The following is a 14,791-nucleotide window of genomic DNA, read 5'->3' as shown; positions in this document are numbered from 1 at the left end:
GGAGACTCAATATGTGGTATTTCGCATGGATACTCGGTGTTTTACTCGCGTGTACCTTAGGCGTGATCAATGTCATGTGGTACGAATTTCAGCAACATAAAGACAGCATTGCTGATGATGAATTAGCATTACATGAAAAACTTAAACGCCAAGATGACAACTAAACATCGCCCAGATCGCGCGCAGCAAACTAAACTGCGCGCATTCTTAAAGCACCACAGTCAAAGTGGTGCCCGTTTATTAAAAACAAGCATTGCATTTGGCACACTCAACGCGGTGCTGATGATAGCGTCCTGCTATTTACTGGCTAATGCGGCACACCTTGTCATGTTTGAAAGCAAAGCTATGAATGAGGTCAGTTTTCTATTATGGCCTTTGGCTGGGCTTATACTATTAAGGGCTCTATTTTTAGCGCTAAGCGAACGATTAAGCCACTATGCTGCGCAAAAGATCAAATCTTCGATGCGCCAAACATTGCTCGCTAAGTTAAACCGTTTAGGGCCCGCGTACATTGAAAGTAAAGGCCAAGGTGCGATGTTAAACACGTTGCATGACGGTGTTGAAGCACTGCACCAATACTACGCGAGCTACTTGCCGAGCATTGCATATAGCGCGCTCATCCCCTTTGCGATCCTCATTGTTATTTTTCCAACAGATTACAAAGCAGGCTTGATCTTTTTACTGACTGCGCCCCTAATCCCCTTTTTTATGATTTTAGTAGGCCACAAAGCAGAAGAGCTAAACCAACAACGCTGGCAGCAGCTATCTGTTTTGGGGAATTACTTTTTAGACCGAGTGCAAGGCTTAACACAATTAAAACTATTTAACGCAACTCGCACTGAGCTAGCGCACATAGCAAAAATCTCTGATGATTTTCGCTCCTCGACAATGAGCGTACTCAAAGTCGCATTTCTATCTGCATTCGCGTTAGAGTTTTTTGCCACCATTAGCGTCGCTTTAGTGGCGGTAATTATTGGCTTTAGATTATTTTTTGGCACACTTGATTTTGCTACCGGCTTTGTAGTCCTGCTGCTAGCCCCTGAGTTTTATTTACCCTTGCGTCAAATGGGCACCCATTATCATGCTCGCTTAGAAGGTATTAGCGCAGCGGCAGATATGATTGACATAATAAACGCAGAAGAACAACTCCCCTCTGCGCAAAAAAAACCAGTCCCATTACCCATAAATAATATTAGTGCTAAGCAGTTAAGCTTTTTATACCCCGATAGTAAAGAAGGGATATCCGATATAAATATCAGCTTACCTGAAAGAGGGTTGTTTGCATTTGTGGGCGACAGTGGCGCAGGTAAAAGCACCTTATTTGATTGCTTACTTGGCTTTCATCATCAAGCAAATACACATATTTTTATCAATGACACCCCCCTATCTCATTATGAAAACCAGAGCTGGCTGCAAAATATAGCCTGGATCCCACAAAAACCGACTTTATTTTACATGAGTGTTGCTGACAATTTACGCCTAGCTAATGCCAAAGCGACACATACACAACTGGAGCACGCTGCCGCCAAAGCGGGGGCACTTGAGTTTATTCAGGCATTACCTCAAGGGTTCGATACACTTCTCGGTGAACAAGGTGAAGGCCTCTCTGGTGGACAAAAACAGCGTATCGCACTGGCACGTGCATTTTTAAAGGATGCACCTATCCTGATGCTAGATGAACCTAGTGCACACCTTGATAGTCAAACTGAACAGCTAATAAGTAAGGCGATCACTGACTATGCAAAACACAGCCTCGTTCTCGTTATTGCCCACAGGTTAAATACCGTTAGTAAAGCAGACAACATTTTTGTGATGCAACACGGCCACATCATCGAACAGGGTAGCTACAAACAGCTTAATAAAGAAAAAGGCACGTTCTGGCAACTTCTCAACGCAGGTGCTCAACATGGCTAACTTTATTCGTTTATTGAAACTCTGTAGGCCCCACATCGGTATGCTACTGCTTGGTGCTTTTTTATCGACCCTAACCGTTTTAGCTAATGTCGGCTTACTTGCAATATCCGGGTGGTTTTTGGCTTCAATGGCCGCGGCGGGTATTGCATCTGTCCATATGAATTACTTTACGCCTGCCGGTGTCATTCGGTTTTTAGCCATTGTAAGAACCGCTTCTCGCTATGGCGAACGGCTCATCACGCATAATGCCACGTTTTTACTGTTAAGTGACATTAGAACTCATGTATTTAAAACACTCAGTCAGTTAAATAATGTTGACTTAGCGATGAGTCGCAGTGCTGATTTAGTTAATAGAATGCAAAATGATGTCGATGCACTAGACACGTTCTACTTACATGTTTTGTTGCCGATTATCGTTGCCATATTTGCTATACCCGTCGTCATGCTATTCATGAATGCATACAACCCTAATGTTGCCCTTGTCTGTTTTACCGCATTAATGATCGTGGGCATGATAGTACCCACTTACTTAGGCATAAAGTTTAGTAAAACAGCAATACAAGAGCGAGAACAATCAGCCCTGTTAAGGGCACAGTTATCAGACACCTTACAAGGTTCGCGAGAACTAATGCTCTTCCAAGCCTCAGCTAAAATGCTAGCAACATGCGATCACTCAAGTAAAGTGTATAACCAGCAATTACATAAACGCCATTGTGCACTTGCAAACAGTAATGGCCTCACTTTACTAATCACACAATTGACAATGCTAGCGAGTGTTGTGATTTTAATCCCACTTATCAGCAGCAACCAAGTGGCTCATGTCGAGCTAGCTATGATGAGCTTATTTGTGTTGGCAAGCTTTGAGACCGTTCTTAATCTACCTAACGCGTTCATACAGCTCCCTAATACCCTCAGCGCTGCGTCGCGTATTTTTGAATTAGAGGATAAATTGACATCAGCGCCTGTCACCACAACGATGAGTGTTGAAAAGCAGCCTTTAGGTGTCTCATTTACTCATATTGATTATCGCTATAATGAACAAATTCACGCTCTGAAAAAAGTTAGTATCACTATTTCAGCAAAGCAAAAAGTCGCATTAGTGGGCCCCAGTGGCAGTGGAAAGAGTACGTTAATCAATTTATTAACAGGGCTTTGGCCAACGCAAAGTGGACAGATAAAACTGCACACACGTGAAGGTGATGTTGATATTAGTACCCTATCAACCGATAACCGCTTTGACTTACTGACCATACTTGCACAACATCACCATATATTTGATGGCTCTTTAGCTGAAAACTTACGCTACGCGCAGCCCGATGCGACTGATGAAATGCTTTTAAAGGCGTGTGAACAAGCGCAATTAGGTCTATGGCTATCGCAATTATCTTCTGGCTTAAATACACGCTTAGGGACAGCAGGACGTGCAGTGTCACAAGGGCAAGCAAGGCGCATAGCCATTGCACAAGCTTTACTTCGCAATAGCCCTATTATGATTTTAGATGAACCAACTGAAAGCCTAGATAACCACACTAAACACGAAGTGATCAATACGATAATGAGTGTCATGGCCGATAAAACAATTATCACCATTACACATGACCCCGCATTGTTGGACTCAATGGATAAAGTAATATGGCTGGAGGAAGGAGCTGTAAGAGCTGTCGATACACACAGCGCCCTACTTGAAAGTGAAATAGACTACGTGTCTTTAGTGACACGATTTTAAACATAAAAAAACCACCGATTATTACAAAGCGGTGGTTTTTTATTAAGCGGTGTAATTAACGAATAATGCCACGCTCAGAGCTTTTTACAAAATCAACCATTAGCTGAACTGCTGGGTATTTAGCCGCATCTTCACTTAATGCAGCGATAGCCTCTTCAACACCCAAACTTTTACGATACAGTGTTTTGTAAGCACGGCGTGTCGCCATCACTTCATCACTGTCAAAGCCTCGACGCTTCATGCCTTCAGTATTAATAGCCACAGGGCCTGCGGGTGTGCCAATTGTCGTTACAAATGGTGGCACATCTTTGTTAATTCCAGAATACATACCCACAAACGCATGCGCACCAATTTTACAAAACTGATGAACACCCGAGTTACCAGCAAGAATAACCCAATCACCAACATGAACATGGCCTGCAACCGAGGCATTATTTGCAAAAATAACGTTATCACCAATTACCGCATCATGCGCAACATGGGTATACGCCATAAATAAGTTATTACTACCAATTTTAGTAATACCTTGGTCTTGAATCGTACCGCGGTGTATTGTGGCACATTCACGAATAACATTATTATCACCGATAATAAGTGTTGTTGGTTCGTTATTGTATTTTTTATCTTGGCAGGCTTCACCTACTGAAGCAAATTGAAAAATATGGTTGCCAGAGCCAATAGTAGAAGGCCCTTTAACAACCACATGAGATTCAATAATACAATTATCACCTATGACTACATCGTTACCAATGTAGCTGTAAGGGCCAACTGATACGTTATTGCCTAACTTCGCACCTGATTCGATTATCGCTGTAGGATGGATCACAATTAAAGCTCTCTTCTCGCACACATGATTTCAGCAGTACACACTACCTTACCATCAACTTTAGCTTCTGCTGCAAATTTCCATATATTGCGGCGCTCTTTTAAAAACTGTACATGTAAATGCATAGTATCGCCAGGAACAACCGGTTGTTTAAATCGAGCGTTATCAATTGCGGCAAATAAGTAAAGCTCGTTTTCACTGCGATTTTCAACCGTTTTGAATCCGAGTAGGCCTGTGGCTTGTGCCATAGCCTCTAAAATAAGAACACCTGGAAAAATTGGCTGATTTGGAAAATGACCAGTAAATATAGGTTCATTCACGCTTACATTCTTTATGGCGTGTAGTGACTCGCCTGGCGTGTGATCAAGCACTCTGTCCACTAATAACATAGGGTAACGGTGCGGCAGTAAGCTCAATATTTCTTGTATATCTAAGCTATTTAATTCGTTTGCCAAAATAGCATCCTTATTGATTATCAACATTTAATGACTGAGTCAAAGTCTCTAGTGCTTTAAGGCGGTCTTTCATCTCTGGTAAATTACGCAAATGAGCAATATTACGACGCCACTCTTTATTGGTTGAGTGCGGCATACCAGAAGAATAGATACCAGGCTCTTTAATTGACTTAGTTACCATACTCATACCGGTAAGTATAACACCATCACATATATCAATGTGACCATTTATGCCTACAAGCCCTGCAAATTGGCAATTTTTACCTACTGTTGTACTACCCGCGATTACTGTGCAGGCGGCAATAGCCGTCCCCGAACCGATCTCTACGTTATGTGCTAAATGCACTTGATTGTCGATAATCACATTACTATGAATTATTGTGTTATCTAGCGCACCACGGTCAATCGTAACTCCGGCACCAATTTCAACATTATCGCCTATAACAACAGTACCGATTTGAGGTATTTTTATCCACTGCCCTTTATCATTCGCATAACCAAAACCATCGCTACCTATGATTGAGCTTGCTTGAAATAGACAATTTTCGCCAATTTCAACATCGTGATAAATAGATACATTCGACCACAGTTTAGTGTTGCAGCCTATTTTAGCCATCGCACCGATAAAGCAATTAGCACCTATTTGCACATTATCAGCAATCTGTGCCCCCGCTTCAATCACCACATTGGCACCAACAGATGCCGAATCAGCAACCTGCGCCTCAGGATGAACAACTGCGCTGGGGTGTATACCTGTTGCTGCTGATGTAGGCGTAGTATCCATTATCTGAGCAAGCTGTGCATAGCTATTATAGGGGTTAGCTGCAATAAGCTTATTTCCCTGATAATAAGAGGCATCTGCTGCAGATAATATCACCGCACTGGCATGTGTATTATCCAATTGCGGGCGATATTTCTTGTTCGCTAAAAATGCAATATGCCCAGACTGGGCATTTGCAAGTGTCGCTATTTTTGAGATTTCTATAGCGCCGTCCCCATCGAGTTCAGCGCCAAGAAGTTCCGCAATCTGCGAAAGCGTATAATTTTGCATATTTCTTCTATTGTTTACTTACTTTTTCAACAACTTTTTCTGATAAATCAGAAACTGTCTTAGGGTTAAAGTAGACAGTAGTGTCTTTTACTTTAACTTCATCATACTTGCCATCTTTAGCAACTGTTTGGATTGCATCGATAATAAGCTTTTGTACTTTAGCTAATTCCTGATTTTGACGCATTTTAATTTCTTGCTCTAAAGGACGACCTTTTTCTGCAAGGTTTTTTTGCATACCCTCAACTTTTTCGCGAAGCGCGTCTTTTTGCGCTTGGCTCATTGTTGTGCTTTCACGTTTAAATTTCTCCGCTTCAAAACGGATATCACCTTGAAGCTTCTCAATTTCTTGGCGACGTTCAGCAAATTCAGCTTGTAAAGTTTGCTCTACTTTAGCCATTTGAGGAATTTGCTTGTAGATTTCTTGCATATCTACAATACCAACTTTATGAGCAAATGCACTCGCTGAAGTACCCATCATAAGTGTGGCTAATAAGGCAATTGCCGATGATTTAAATGATTTCTTCACAAAAAACTCCTTTAGAATGTATTACTAATATTAAAACTGATGGTCTTCGTATCGTCATCTTCTTCTTGTTGCAATGGATACGCAAAACTAATCAGCATTGGGCCCATAGGTGAAACCCATTGTAATGATAAACCTGTTGATACTCTAAAACGTGCAGGATCTGAGTAGTCCTCTAATTTAGCACGCTCATCCGGCCCTAAATTCTGATAACGATCCACATTAAATTCTGTATCCCACACATTTGCAGCGTCAACGAAGAAACTAGTACGCACAGAACTCGTGTTCTCTTCATCTAAGAATGGCGTCGGTACAATTAACTCCATACCCGCAACCGCTTTCGCATTACCACCAATTCGACCTTGTGTATTTAGTACGTCAAACTCTGATGCGCCGCCTATACTGCCAGTCGGTGTGCCATCTGGCAATGGGGTGCCCGGAATTAATTTTGGTGTTCTAGATACTGCACGAGGTAGAATTGTATTACGGTCAAAACCACGTAATTCCATTTCTGTAATACGGAAGTACTCTTGGAATGGTAATGTTTGGTCGTAACCGTTCGTTTCACCATAACCATTGCCGTAGCCAAGTGCCGCACGCGTTGAAAACACCCAACGATGATCATCACTAATAGGCCAATAAAAACGCGAATCATAATTTAGCTTAAAGTAAGTTAAATCAGAGTTAGGCGTAGTGCCTGTTAAATTAAGTGTTTGACGTGAACCTGCTGTTGGGAATAAACCGCGGTTTACCGTTATACGTGACCAACCTACGCTTAACTCATACTTGGTAAAGTCAAAGCCTGCATCTGGGTTCTCTGGGTCTAAGAAGGTTTCACGCATAACGCGTGTTTGCTCATATTCAGCAATTTCAGAGAGCTCTTCTTGAATCCATTTAACACCAAAATTCACACGATTAACGGCATCGATTGGGAAACCAACATTTGTACCAATACCGTAGCTCTTCGATTTATAATCGATAAGACTAAACTTACTTGCATCATAGTTACTGTAAAATATGCTGCTACCTTGTGATACACCATCAGGCGTAAAATAAGGGTCTGTGTATGATAGGCTTACACGCTCAGAACCACGTGACGTATTGATATTAAAACCAATTTGGTTACCCGTTCCTAAGAAGTTTGACTCAGTTACACCAATATTAAACTGCAAACCAAGGTAAGAACCATACGCAAGTCCTGCATTAAAGCTACCGGCGGATTGCTCTTTAACATTAAAGTCAACGTCCACTTGGTCATCTACACCAGGGACTGGCACTATATTAAAGTCAACTGTTTCCATATAAGGTAAACGTTGAATTTGCAATTTAGAACGCTCTAGATTTTGGTTTGAAAGCCACGCACCTTCGAGCTGCGTCATTTCACGGCGTAATACTTCATCTGAGGTATTTTGGTTACCACCGACAATAATACGTCGTACATAAACACGCTTACCTGGGTTAACCGATAATGTTAGTTGTACTTCTTTGCTTTCATCATCAATCTCAGGAATCGTACGCACTTCAGCGTTAGCATAACCAAAGCGGGCTAAGTAGCTTTTGATAAACTCTTCAGACGATGTGACCACTGAACCATTGTAAAGCTCTCCTGCTCGAAGTGGGATTACGCTTTTGATTAATTCTTCACGCCCAAGCAAGTCACCGATGAAATCAAAGCCTTTTACTTTATATTTGACACCTTCTGTGATGTTAGCCGTAACATAAACAGATTCACGTTCTGGACTGACAGATACTTGAGTCGAATCGATATTAAAGCGAAGATAGCCACGATCTAAGTAATAACTACGAATATTTTCTAAGTCACCTTCAATGGTTTGTTTTTGGTAACGATCGCTACCCATAAACTGCCACCAAGGTAAATCTTGCTGTGACTCAGCAAGTGCTAATAACTCTTCATCAGGGAATAGTTCATTACCCACTAAGTTAATTTGGCGAATTGAAGCAGCATCACCTTCGTCAAACTCTAATTTCAATTTAACGCGGTTTCGTGGCAACTTTGTGATGCTAATATCGATTTTTGCATTGTATTTACCAATACTATGAAAAAACTCAATTAAGCCTTTCTCAATATTATCAACCACTGTTTTGTCTAGCGGTTCACCTTGGCGAATATCCTGCTGCTCTAAAGACTGAGTTAACTGCTCGTCCTTAATATCTTTATTGCCATCAAATTCGATAAAACTGATCGTCGGGCGCTCTGTTACTTTAAAAATAACATTGTTGCCATCTCGTAATGCTTTTATGTTGTCAAAGTGACCTGAGCTATACAACGACTTAATTGTTTTTGAAATTGTATAGTCATCTACACTGTCACCGACATTGATTGGAATATGCGTTAATGCAGCACCCAGTGCTACACGCTGTAAACCTTCAACTTTTAAATCGTCAACAATAAAGGAGTTTTGGCCAAGGGCTGCAAAACTTGCCCCTAATAAACTTGTTACTGCCAAATGTTTTTTTATAGCCATTTTATTATCTTTATCCTTTACAACTGTATTACCGCTCAACACCACATTAAAGCAGTGTTTTACAATCGTGTTTTTTAATTCGAGACTGTCGCCATTCTATAATCGCGATACATCATTGAACAAAGCGAAACATGTTAGAAAAATGAGTAGCAAGGCTCCCACTTTAAAACCAAATTCTTGTGTCTTTTCAGAGACTGGCTTTTTACGGAAAAGTTCAATTATGTAATACATTAAGTGCCCACCATCAAGTACTGGTAAGGGTAATAAATTAAATACACCCAAGTTAACACTTATTAATGCTAAAAAGCTTAAAAAGGCAACAAAACCATAGCTTACGCTGGTTCCTGCGCCGACAGCAATCCCCACGGGACCACTTAAATTCTTAACGGATACTTGACCTGTAATTAAATTACCGATCATATCAAAACTTAAACTAATTAAACGCCATGTTTCTTTTACGCCGAGCACAATACTATCCAGTGGACCGTAATGTCTAGTCTCTACGTAGCCATCTGGCCATTGTTCAACAACTGGCGCAACACCTAAAAATCCTTGTTGTACACCGTTGCCTATTGCTCTCCCTTGAGGAGTTACAGTTAACAACACCATACTATCTTGTCTTTTTACACTAAATTGTAAAGATTTGTTAGCTGATTGCTGAATAAGATTAACTAATTGCTGCCAACTGGCTATTGTTTCGCCATCCACCATCACAATTTTATCACCCACCCTCAAATCAGCCATTGAAGCCGCTGAGTTTTTAGTGATTGCTGCAACTTCTAGCGTTGCATCTGGCCTAAACGGCACAATTCCCAGTGATGCCAAAGGAGGCACATCTTGTTGGTCTAACTTCCAACCATCAATATTAATGGTTTTAACTTGCTCAAGGTACTCATTAGTGCGAACGGTCACATCAACACGTTCATCACCAAGGCTTGCCATTAACGCAAATGTCGCGTCTTGCCACGTGGCTATATCATCATTACCAATTTTAATAATTTGTTGGTTAGGTGCAATACCAGCAAGTTCGGCTCGACTGCCCTCTTGTACCGTACCCACTACTGGCTTTATTGATTGCACACCGATTAAATACATGACTGCTAAGGCAACAATGGCGAAAATAAAGTTTGCCATAGGGCCTGCTGCAACAATGGCAATACGCGCTTGAACAGACTTTGCATTAAATGAAAGGTGACGCTCAGATTCAGGCACATCATCAACACGCTCATCGAGCATTTTGACATAACCTCCCAAAGGAATAGCTGCAATGACATACTCTGTGCCAAGCTTATCGTGCCACTTTAACAATGGTTTACCAAAACCAATTGAAAAACGCAGGACTTTAACCCCTGCTTTACGCGCAACCCAAAAATGGCCGTATTCGTGAACGGTTACTAAAATACCCAGTGCTAGAATAAAGGAACCTAAATTCCAAAAGAAATCGAACATATCAACGTTGTACCTTACGTATTTGTTGTACCGCTTGCTCTCGGGCTAATTTATCACACATTAAAATTTCATCTAAGGTGTGGACGTTCACATCGCTAGTTGCATCCAGTGTTTGTGAATTTACACGGTAAATATCCGTGAACGCAATTTCCCCCTTTAAGAAGGCCGCAACAGCAACCTCATTGGCTGCATTAACCGTTGTTGTTGCTCCTTGGCCTGCTTCGCATGCTGTGATGGCCAACTTCAAATTTGGATAACGAGAAAAATCGGGGGTCGTAAAAGTGAAATCAGCTATTTGAGAAAAGTCCAGCGGTTTAACGCCTGCATCAATGCGCTGCGGATAGGCAAGTGCGTGAGCAATAGGCGTGCGCATGTCTGGGTTCCCCATTTGCGCAAGCACAGAACCATCTTGATACTGCACCATCGAATGTATAATACTTTGAGGGTGAATAACCACTTCAATATCATTAGCAGCACAGTTAAATAACCACTTTGCTTCAATAAACTCTAAGCCTTTGTTCATCATCGTTGCAGAATCTACGGAAATTTTCTGCCCCATAGACCAATTAGGATGTGCAACAGCCTCTGCGATAGTGACTGTTGACAACGTTTCGATATCACGCGTTAAAAAAGGACCACCAGACCCTGTCAGTAAAATTTTACTGACACCATGCTCGGAAATTTTATCCGTCGTCTTAGACCCTTGTAGAGCGCTGGGTAAGCACTGAAAAATAGCATTATGCTCACTGTCAATCGGTAAAAGTGTCGCCTTATGTTGTTTTACTTTATCAATAAACAACTGCCCTGACATTACAAGGGACTCTTTATTTGCAAGCAGTACTTTTTTGCCAGCTTCTACTGCGCTTAAGGTTGGAATAAGTCCTGCTGCGCCCACAATGGCTGACATCACAGCGTCAACACTAGGGTGAGCGGCAAGCTCACTCATCGCATCACTACCGCTTCGAATGACTGTTTTGCACCCGGTACCCAAAAGAAACTGTTTTAATTGCTCAGCGGCGCTATCGGAAGCCATAACCGCAAAGACCGGATTATGAGCAAGGCACAGCTGAGCCATAGACTTGGCGTTTCCACCAGCGGTAAGGGCAAACACTTCAAACTGGCTTTTGTTTCTGGCAATAACATCTAATGTGCTAGTACCAATCGATCCAGTCGCGCCTAGAATTACTAGCTTTTGCCTACAATTCATAGACTCAGTGTCCATGCATAACACAATACAAAAATAGGTGCCGCAGCGGTTAAACTGTCTAACCGATCTAATATACCACCGTGTCCAGGTAAACATGAACCACTGTCTTTTAAGCCTGCTTCACGTTTAAACATGCTCTCTAACAGGTCGCCAATTGCAGAAAATAAAGCAATAAAAATAGTCATGACAGCGTATATAGGCCAAACAGCCATATCAACATCACTAAAATGGCAGAAGACCAGTACAAAAGTGACTGCGGCAATAACGCCACCAGCTAGACCTTCAATCGTTTTGTTAGGGCTCACTTTTGGCATAAGCTTATGCTTGCCAAAATTCTTACCTGTAAAATAAGCGCCAATATCAGCACTCCAAACAATACCAAGGACGACGAGTATCAATATAGAACCAAAATGGGTGGATTCTAAGTAATTAGCACTTCTGAGCGTATTAAGCGCAAGCCACAATGGCACTAAAGTTAAAATACCCGCGATTGCTCGCATAACAATTCCATCGTTCCACGCTTTAGCCATTGCTGGATAACGCCACACTAAGTATGTAGCAACAACCCACCAAGAGAATGACAGCGTGAAAATATAATTTGCATCCCCCACGAGCTGACCATCAATCCATAACGACTCTATGGGCCAATGCCAATTCAAAAGTGCAAGTAAAAGCGCAATAAATACGACAAAAGCAAAACGTTTAAGCTTATCGCATAACCCCATAAAGGCAGACCACTCCCAAGCCCCGATTAAAACAATGGCGCCAGCAATGTAGCTGAATAAAGTTAGTGGTGTATAAAAAACTAATAACAGCGCCAAAGGCGCTAACACTAAAGAAGTTAAAATTCGTTGTTTTAGCAAAGTGTTACCCTTTTAATTAGGTTTCGGCGAGTAATTGTTTTATTTGTTCGCCGGTACAACCAAATCGTCGCTCTCTGGCAACGTAGCAGGCGATAGCATCAGCAAAAGCAGCTTCATTGAAGTCTGGCCAAAGCGTATCGGTAAAATAAAGCTCAGCATAAGCTGCTTGCCATAATAAAAAGTTACTAATGCGCAAGTCTCCCCCGGTTCGAATTAGCAAATCAGGTTCTGCCTGATCGTGCATACTCATTTGCGAGGCAATATCTTGCTCAGTAATATCGTTGGGATCTAGCTCTCCTGCTGCTATTCGCTTACCAATTTGTTTAGCTGCATTTGTTATATCCCAACGGCCACCATAATTGGCCGCGACGTTTAGTTTCAGCCCTGTATTATCAGCAGTTAATGCATGTGCTGCATCCACTTTACTACGCAGAGTGTCAGAGAAGCGTGATAAGTCACCAATAATGGTTAATTTTACATTGTTTTTGTGAAGTTTTTTTACTTCCTTGCTTAGCACGAATAAGAATAGCTCCATTAATGTGCTTACTTCATCTTCAGGACGTTGCCAGTTTTCACTGCTAAACGCAAACAAAGTCAGCGACTCTACTCCCAATTTAGTACAAAACTGTACAGATTGACGAACCGCGTCCACACCCTTTTTATGTCCGTAAACACGCGGCCTATTCTTAGCCTGCGCCCAACGACCATTGCCATCCATGATTATAGCGACATGCTTGGGTAAACATTGCTGGGAAATTTTATCAGCGTTAAGAACCATAAATATCGAGTATTCCATAAAAAAACGCCGCCTAGTATACCCTAGACGGCGTTTCAAAACTAATAAATTTCATAACCTAGGTTCAGGTTATTTAGCGACTTAGATTTCCATCAATTCAGCTTCTTTCGCTGTCAGTTGAGTATCCATTTCTTTGATGAATTTGTCAGTCAGCTTTTGGATTGCATCTTCAGCTTGACGTGCTTCATCTTCAGAGATGTCTTTATCTTTAAGTAAGCTTTTAACATCACCGTTTGCATCACGGCGAATATTACGCACTGCAACACGGCCGCCTTCAACTTCACCACGTACGATTTTAATTAAATCTTTACGACGCTCTTCAGTCAATGGAGGAAGTGGAACGCGAATAACCGCACCCGCTGACATAGGGTTTAAGCCTAAGTCAGATGCCATAATTGCTTTTTCTACCGCTTGCGCTAGAGACTTGTCAAAAACACTCAGTGCAAGTGTGCGTGAATCTTCAATGGTTACATTCGCGACTTGGTTCAACGGTGTTGGCGCACCGTAATATGACACCATTATGCCATCTAAAAGTGCTGGGTGAGCACGACCAGTACGAATTTTAGATAATTGACTGCCAAGTGCCGTTACACTTTTCTGCATGCGTTCTGCAGCATCTTTTTGAATATCGTTAATCACGGTTCAATCCTAATCTAGTTAGTTACTTCATCTGAGGCTTGTGAAGAGATAAGTGTTCCTTCTTCTTCGCCCATAATAACACGCTTTAATGCGCCTGATTTATTCATATTAAATACGCTCAAAGGCATATTATGGTCACGTGCAAGAGTAAACGCAGCGAGATCCATTACTTTTAATTCTTTTTCAATAATTTCATTGTAGCTTAGGTGACGATAAAGTGTGGCTTCTGGGTTTTTAACCGGATCATCACTAAATACACCATCTACTTTTGTTGCTTTTATCACAGTATCAGCTTCAATCTCGATGCCACGTAAACATGCAGCTGAATCTGTTGTAAAGAACGGGTTACCCGTACCTGCTGCAAAAATAACTACTCGACCCGTTTTTAACAGGCTAATTGCTTCTGCCCAATTGTATGCATCACACACCCCATTTAATGGAATCGCAGACATCAATCGACAATTAACAAATGCACGGTGTAATGCATCACGCATTGCAAGGCCGTTCATAACTGTTGCGAGCATACCCATATGGTCACCAACAACTCGGTTCATACCCGCTTCTGCAAGAGAGCCACCACGTAAGAAGTTACCGCCACCGATAACTAAACCCACTTCTACGTCGAGTTCTACAAGCTCTTTAATTTCTTGCGCCATACGATCAAGCACTTTTGGATCGATGCCAAAGCCTTCATCTCCCATTAAAGCTTCACCACTTAATTTGAGAAGAACACGTCTAAAAATAGGTTTACGATTGATAGTCATAGTATTGGGGCCAACTTTTATTAAATTATGGATAAAAAATAACCGCGCTTATGATAAACATAAAAGCGCGGTTATTTTAAAGAATTTCTAAG

14 protein-coding genes are annotated in these 14,791 nt (G+C 41.6%); 3 read left to right on the top strand and 11 right to left on the bottom strand.

The genetic code is table 11. The annotated features are described in order from the left end of the window. Positions 1–11 precede the first annotated feature (11 nt). Genes cydX through cydC form a run of 3 tightly spaced genes read left to right on the top strand, consistent with a single transcriptional unit; the run spans position 12 to position 3,640 of the window. Positions 12–164, top strand: coding sequence for a cytochrome bd-I oxidase subunit CydX (gene cydX / locus ATS75_RS15410; RefSeq protein ID WP_058561309.1), 153 nt, complete (start codon positions 12–14; stop codon positions 162–164). Beyond that, positions 154–1,914: a thiol reductant ABC exporter subunit CydD gene (gene cydD / locus ATS75_RS15405; protein ID WP_058561308.1), complete on the top strand. Its 1,761-nt coding sequence runs from the start codon at positions 154–156 to the stop codon at positions 1,912–1,914. Before cydX ends, cydD begins: the two co-directional genes overlap by 11 nt. Then, positions 1,907–3,640 (top strand): thiol reductant ABC exporter subunit CydC, encoded by a 1,734-nt coding sequence (gene cydC, locus ATS75_RS15400; protein ID WP_058561307.1) that lies wholly within the window; start codon positions 1,907–1,909, stop codon positions 3,638–3,640. Before cydD ends, cydC begins: the two co-directional genes overlap by 8 nt. A 55-nt stretch (positions 3,641–3,695) precedes the next feature. On the opposite strand, the gene lpxA is transcribed toward cydC, so the two are convergent. The 11 genes from lpxA to pyrH all read right to left on the bottom strand — a co-directional run bounded on the left by lpxA (position 3,696) and on the right by pyrH (position 14,699). Next, entirely contained in the window at positions 3,696–4,466 is a 771-nt protein-coding gene (gene lpxA / locus ATS75_RS15395) for an acyl-ACP--UDP-N-acetylglucosamine O-acyltransferase (RefSeq protein WP_058561306.1), read from the bottom strand. A gap of 2 nt (positions 4,467–4,468) precedes the next feature. After that, positions 4,469–4,921 carry a 3-hydroxyacyl-ACP dehydratase FabZ gene (fabZ, locus tag ATS75_RS15390; RefSeq protein WP_058561338.1) on the bottom strand — a complete coding sequence of 151 codons (453 nt, stop codon included), beginning with the start codon at positions 4,919–4,921 and terminating at the stop codon, positions 4,469–4,471. Between the two features lie 10 nt (positions 4,922–4,931). Beyond that, positions 4,932–5,972, bottom strand: coding sequence for a UDP-3-O-(3-hydroxymyristoyl)glucosamine N-acyltransferase (gene lpxD, locus ATS75_RS15385; protein ID WP_058561305.1), 1,041 nt, complete (start codon positions 5,970–5,972; stop codon positions 4,932–4,934). A 7-nt stretch (positions 5,973–5,979) separates the two neighbouring features. Continuing rightward, complete coding sequence (locus tag ATS75_RS15380; RefSeq protein ID WP_058561304.1) at positions 5,980–6,498, bottom strand: OmpH family outer membrane protein; 519 nt, start codon at positions 6,496–6,498, stop codon at positions 5,980–5,982. Positions 6,499–6,509: 11 nt separating this feature from the next. Further along, positions 6,510–8,981 (bottom strand): outer membrane protein assembly factor BamA, encoded by a 2,472-nt coding sequence (gene bamA, locus ATS75_RS15375; protein WP_058561303.1) that lies wholly within the window; start codon positions 8,979–8,981, stop codon positions 6,510–6,512. 96 nt (positions 8,982–9,077) lie between these two features. After that, a complete protein-coding gene (gene rseP, locus ATS75_RS15370) occupies positions 9,078–10,430 on the bottom strand; it encodes a sigma E protease regulator RseP (protein ID WP_058561302.1) in 1,353 nt (450 codons plus the stop codon). A 1-nt stretch (position 10,431) separates the two neighbouring features. Next, the gene (gene ispC / locus ATS75_RS15365) at positions 10,432–11,637 is read right to left on the bottom strand and encodes a 1-deoxy-D-xylulose-5-phosphate reductoisomerase (RefSeq protein WP_058561301.1); all 1,206 of its coding nucleotides are present in this window, start codon (positions 11,635–11,637) and stop codon (positions 10,432–10,434) included. Next, positions 11,634–12,500 (bottom strand): phosphatidate cytidylyltransferase, encoded by an 867-nt coding sequence (locus tag ATS75_RS15360; RefSeq protein ID WP_058561300.1) that lies wholly within the window; start codon positions 12,498–12,500, stop codon positions 11,634–11,636. Before ATS75_RS15360 ends, ispC begins: the two co-directional genes overlap by 4 nt. A 16-nt stretch (positions 12,501–12,516) precedes the next feature. Then, on the bottom strand, positions 12,517–13,296 hold the full coding sequence (locus tag ATS75_RS15355) for an isoprenyl transferase (protein WP_058561299.1): 780 nt from the start codon (positions 13,294–13,296) through the stop codon (positions 12,517–12,519). Positions 13,297–13,377: 81 nt separating this feature from the next. Then, a complete protein-coding gene (gene frr, locus ATS75_RS15350) occupies positions 13,378–13,899 on the bottom strand; it encodes a ribosome recycling factor (protein WP_414858292.1) in 522 nt (173 codons plus the stop codon). 50 nt (positions 13,900–13,949) lie between these two features. After that, positions 13,950–14,699 (bottom strand): UMP kinase, encoded by a 750-nt coding sequence (gene pyrH / locus ATS75_RS15345; protein ID WP_058561297.1) that lies wholly within the window; start codon positions 14,697–14,699, stop codon positions 13,950–13,952. Positions 14,700–14,791: the final 92 nt, after the last annotated feature.

It is taken from the genome of Pseudoalteromonas sp. H105, from assembly GCF_001469215.1.
In the GTDB taxonomy this organism is placed as follows: Bacteria; Pseudomonadota; Gammaproteobacteria; order Enterobacterales; family Alteromonadaceae; genus Pseudoalteromonas.
Note: the sequence above shows the minus strand (reverse complement) of the source record. Positions and strands in the feature narration are given on the sequence as shown.

What these genes read in the sequence shown, in the direction of transcription:
- rseP (WP_058561302.1), bottom strand. Translation starts at nt 10,430, where the DNA reads ATGTTCGATTTCTTTTGGAATTTAGGTTCCTTTATTCTAGCACTGGGT.
- pyrH (WP_058561297.1), bottom strand. Translation starts at nt 14,699, where the DNA reads ATGACTATCAATCGTAAACCTATTTTTAGACGTGTTCTTCTCAAATTA.
- ATS75_RS15355 (WP_058561299.1), bottom strand. Translation starts at nt 13,296, where the DNA reads ATGGAATACTCGATATTTATGGTTCTTAACGCTGATAAAATTTCCCAG.
- cydD (WP_058561308.1), top strand. Translation starts at nt 154, where the DNA reads ATGACAACTAAACATCGCCCAGATCGCGCGCAGCAAACTAAACTGCGC.
- frr (WP_414858292.1), bottom strand. Translation starts at nt 13,899, where the DNA reads ATGCAGAAAAGTGTAACGGCACTTGGCAGTCAATTATCTAAAATTCGT.
- cydC (WP_058561307.1), top strand. Translation starts at nt 1,907, where the DNA reads ATGGCTAACTTTATTCGTTTATTGAAACTCTGTAGGCCCCACATCGGT.
- bamA (WP_058561303.1), bottom strand. Translation starts at nt 8,981, where the DNA reads ATGGCTATAAAAAAACATTTGGCAGTAACAAGTTTATTAGGGGCAAGT.
- lpxD (WP_058561305.1), bottom strand. Translation starts at nt 5,972, where the DNA reads ATGCAAAATTATACGCTTTCGCAGATTGCGGAACTTCTTGGCGCTGAA.
- ispC (WP_058561301.1), bottom strand. Translation starts at nt 11,637, where the DNA reads ATGAATTGTAGGCAAAAGCTAGTAATTCTAGGCGCGACTGGATCGATT.
- cydX (WP_058561309.1), top strand. Translation starts at nt 12, where the DNA reads ATGTGGTATTTCGCATGGATACTCGGTGTTTTACTCGCGTGTACCTTA.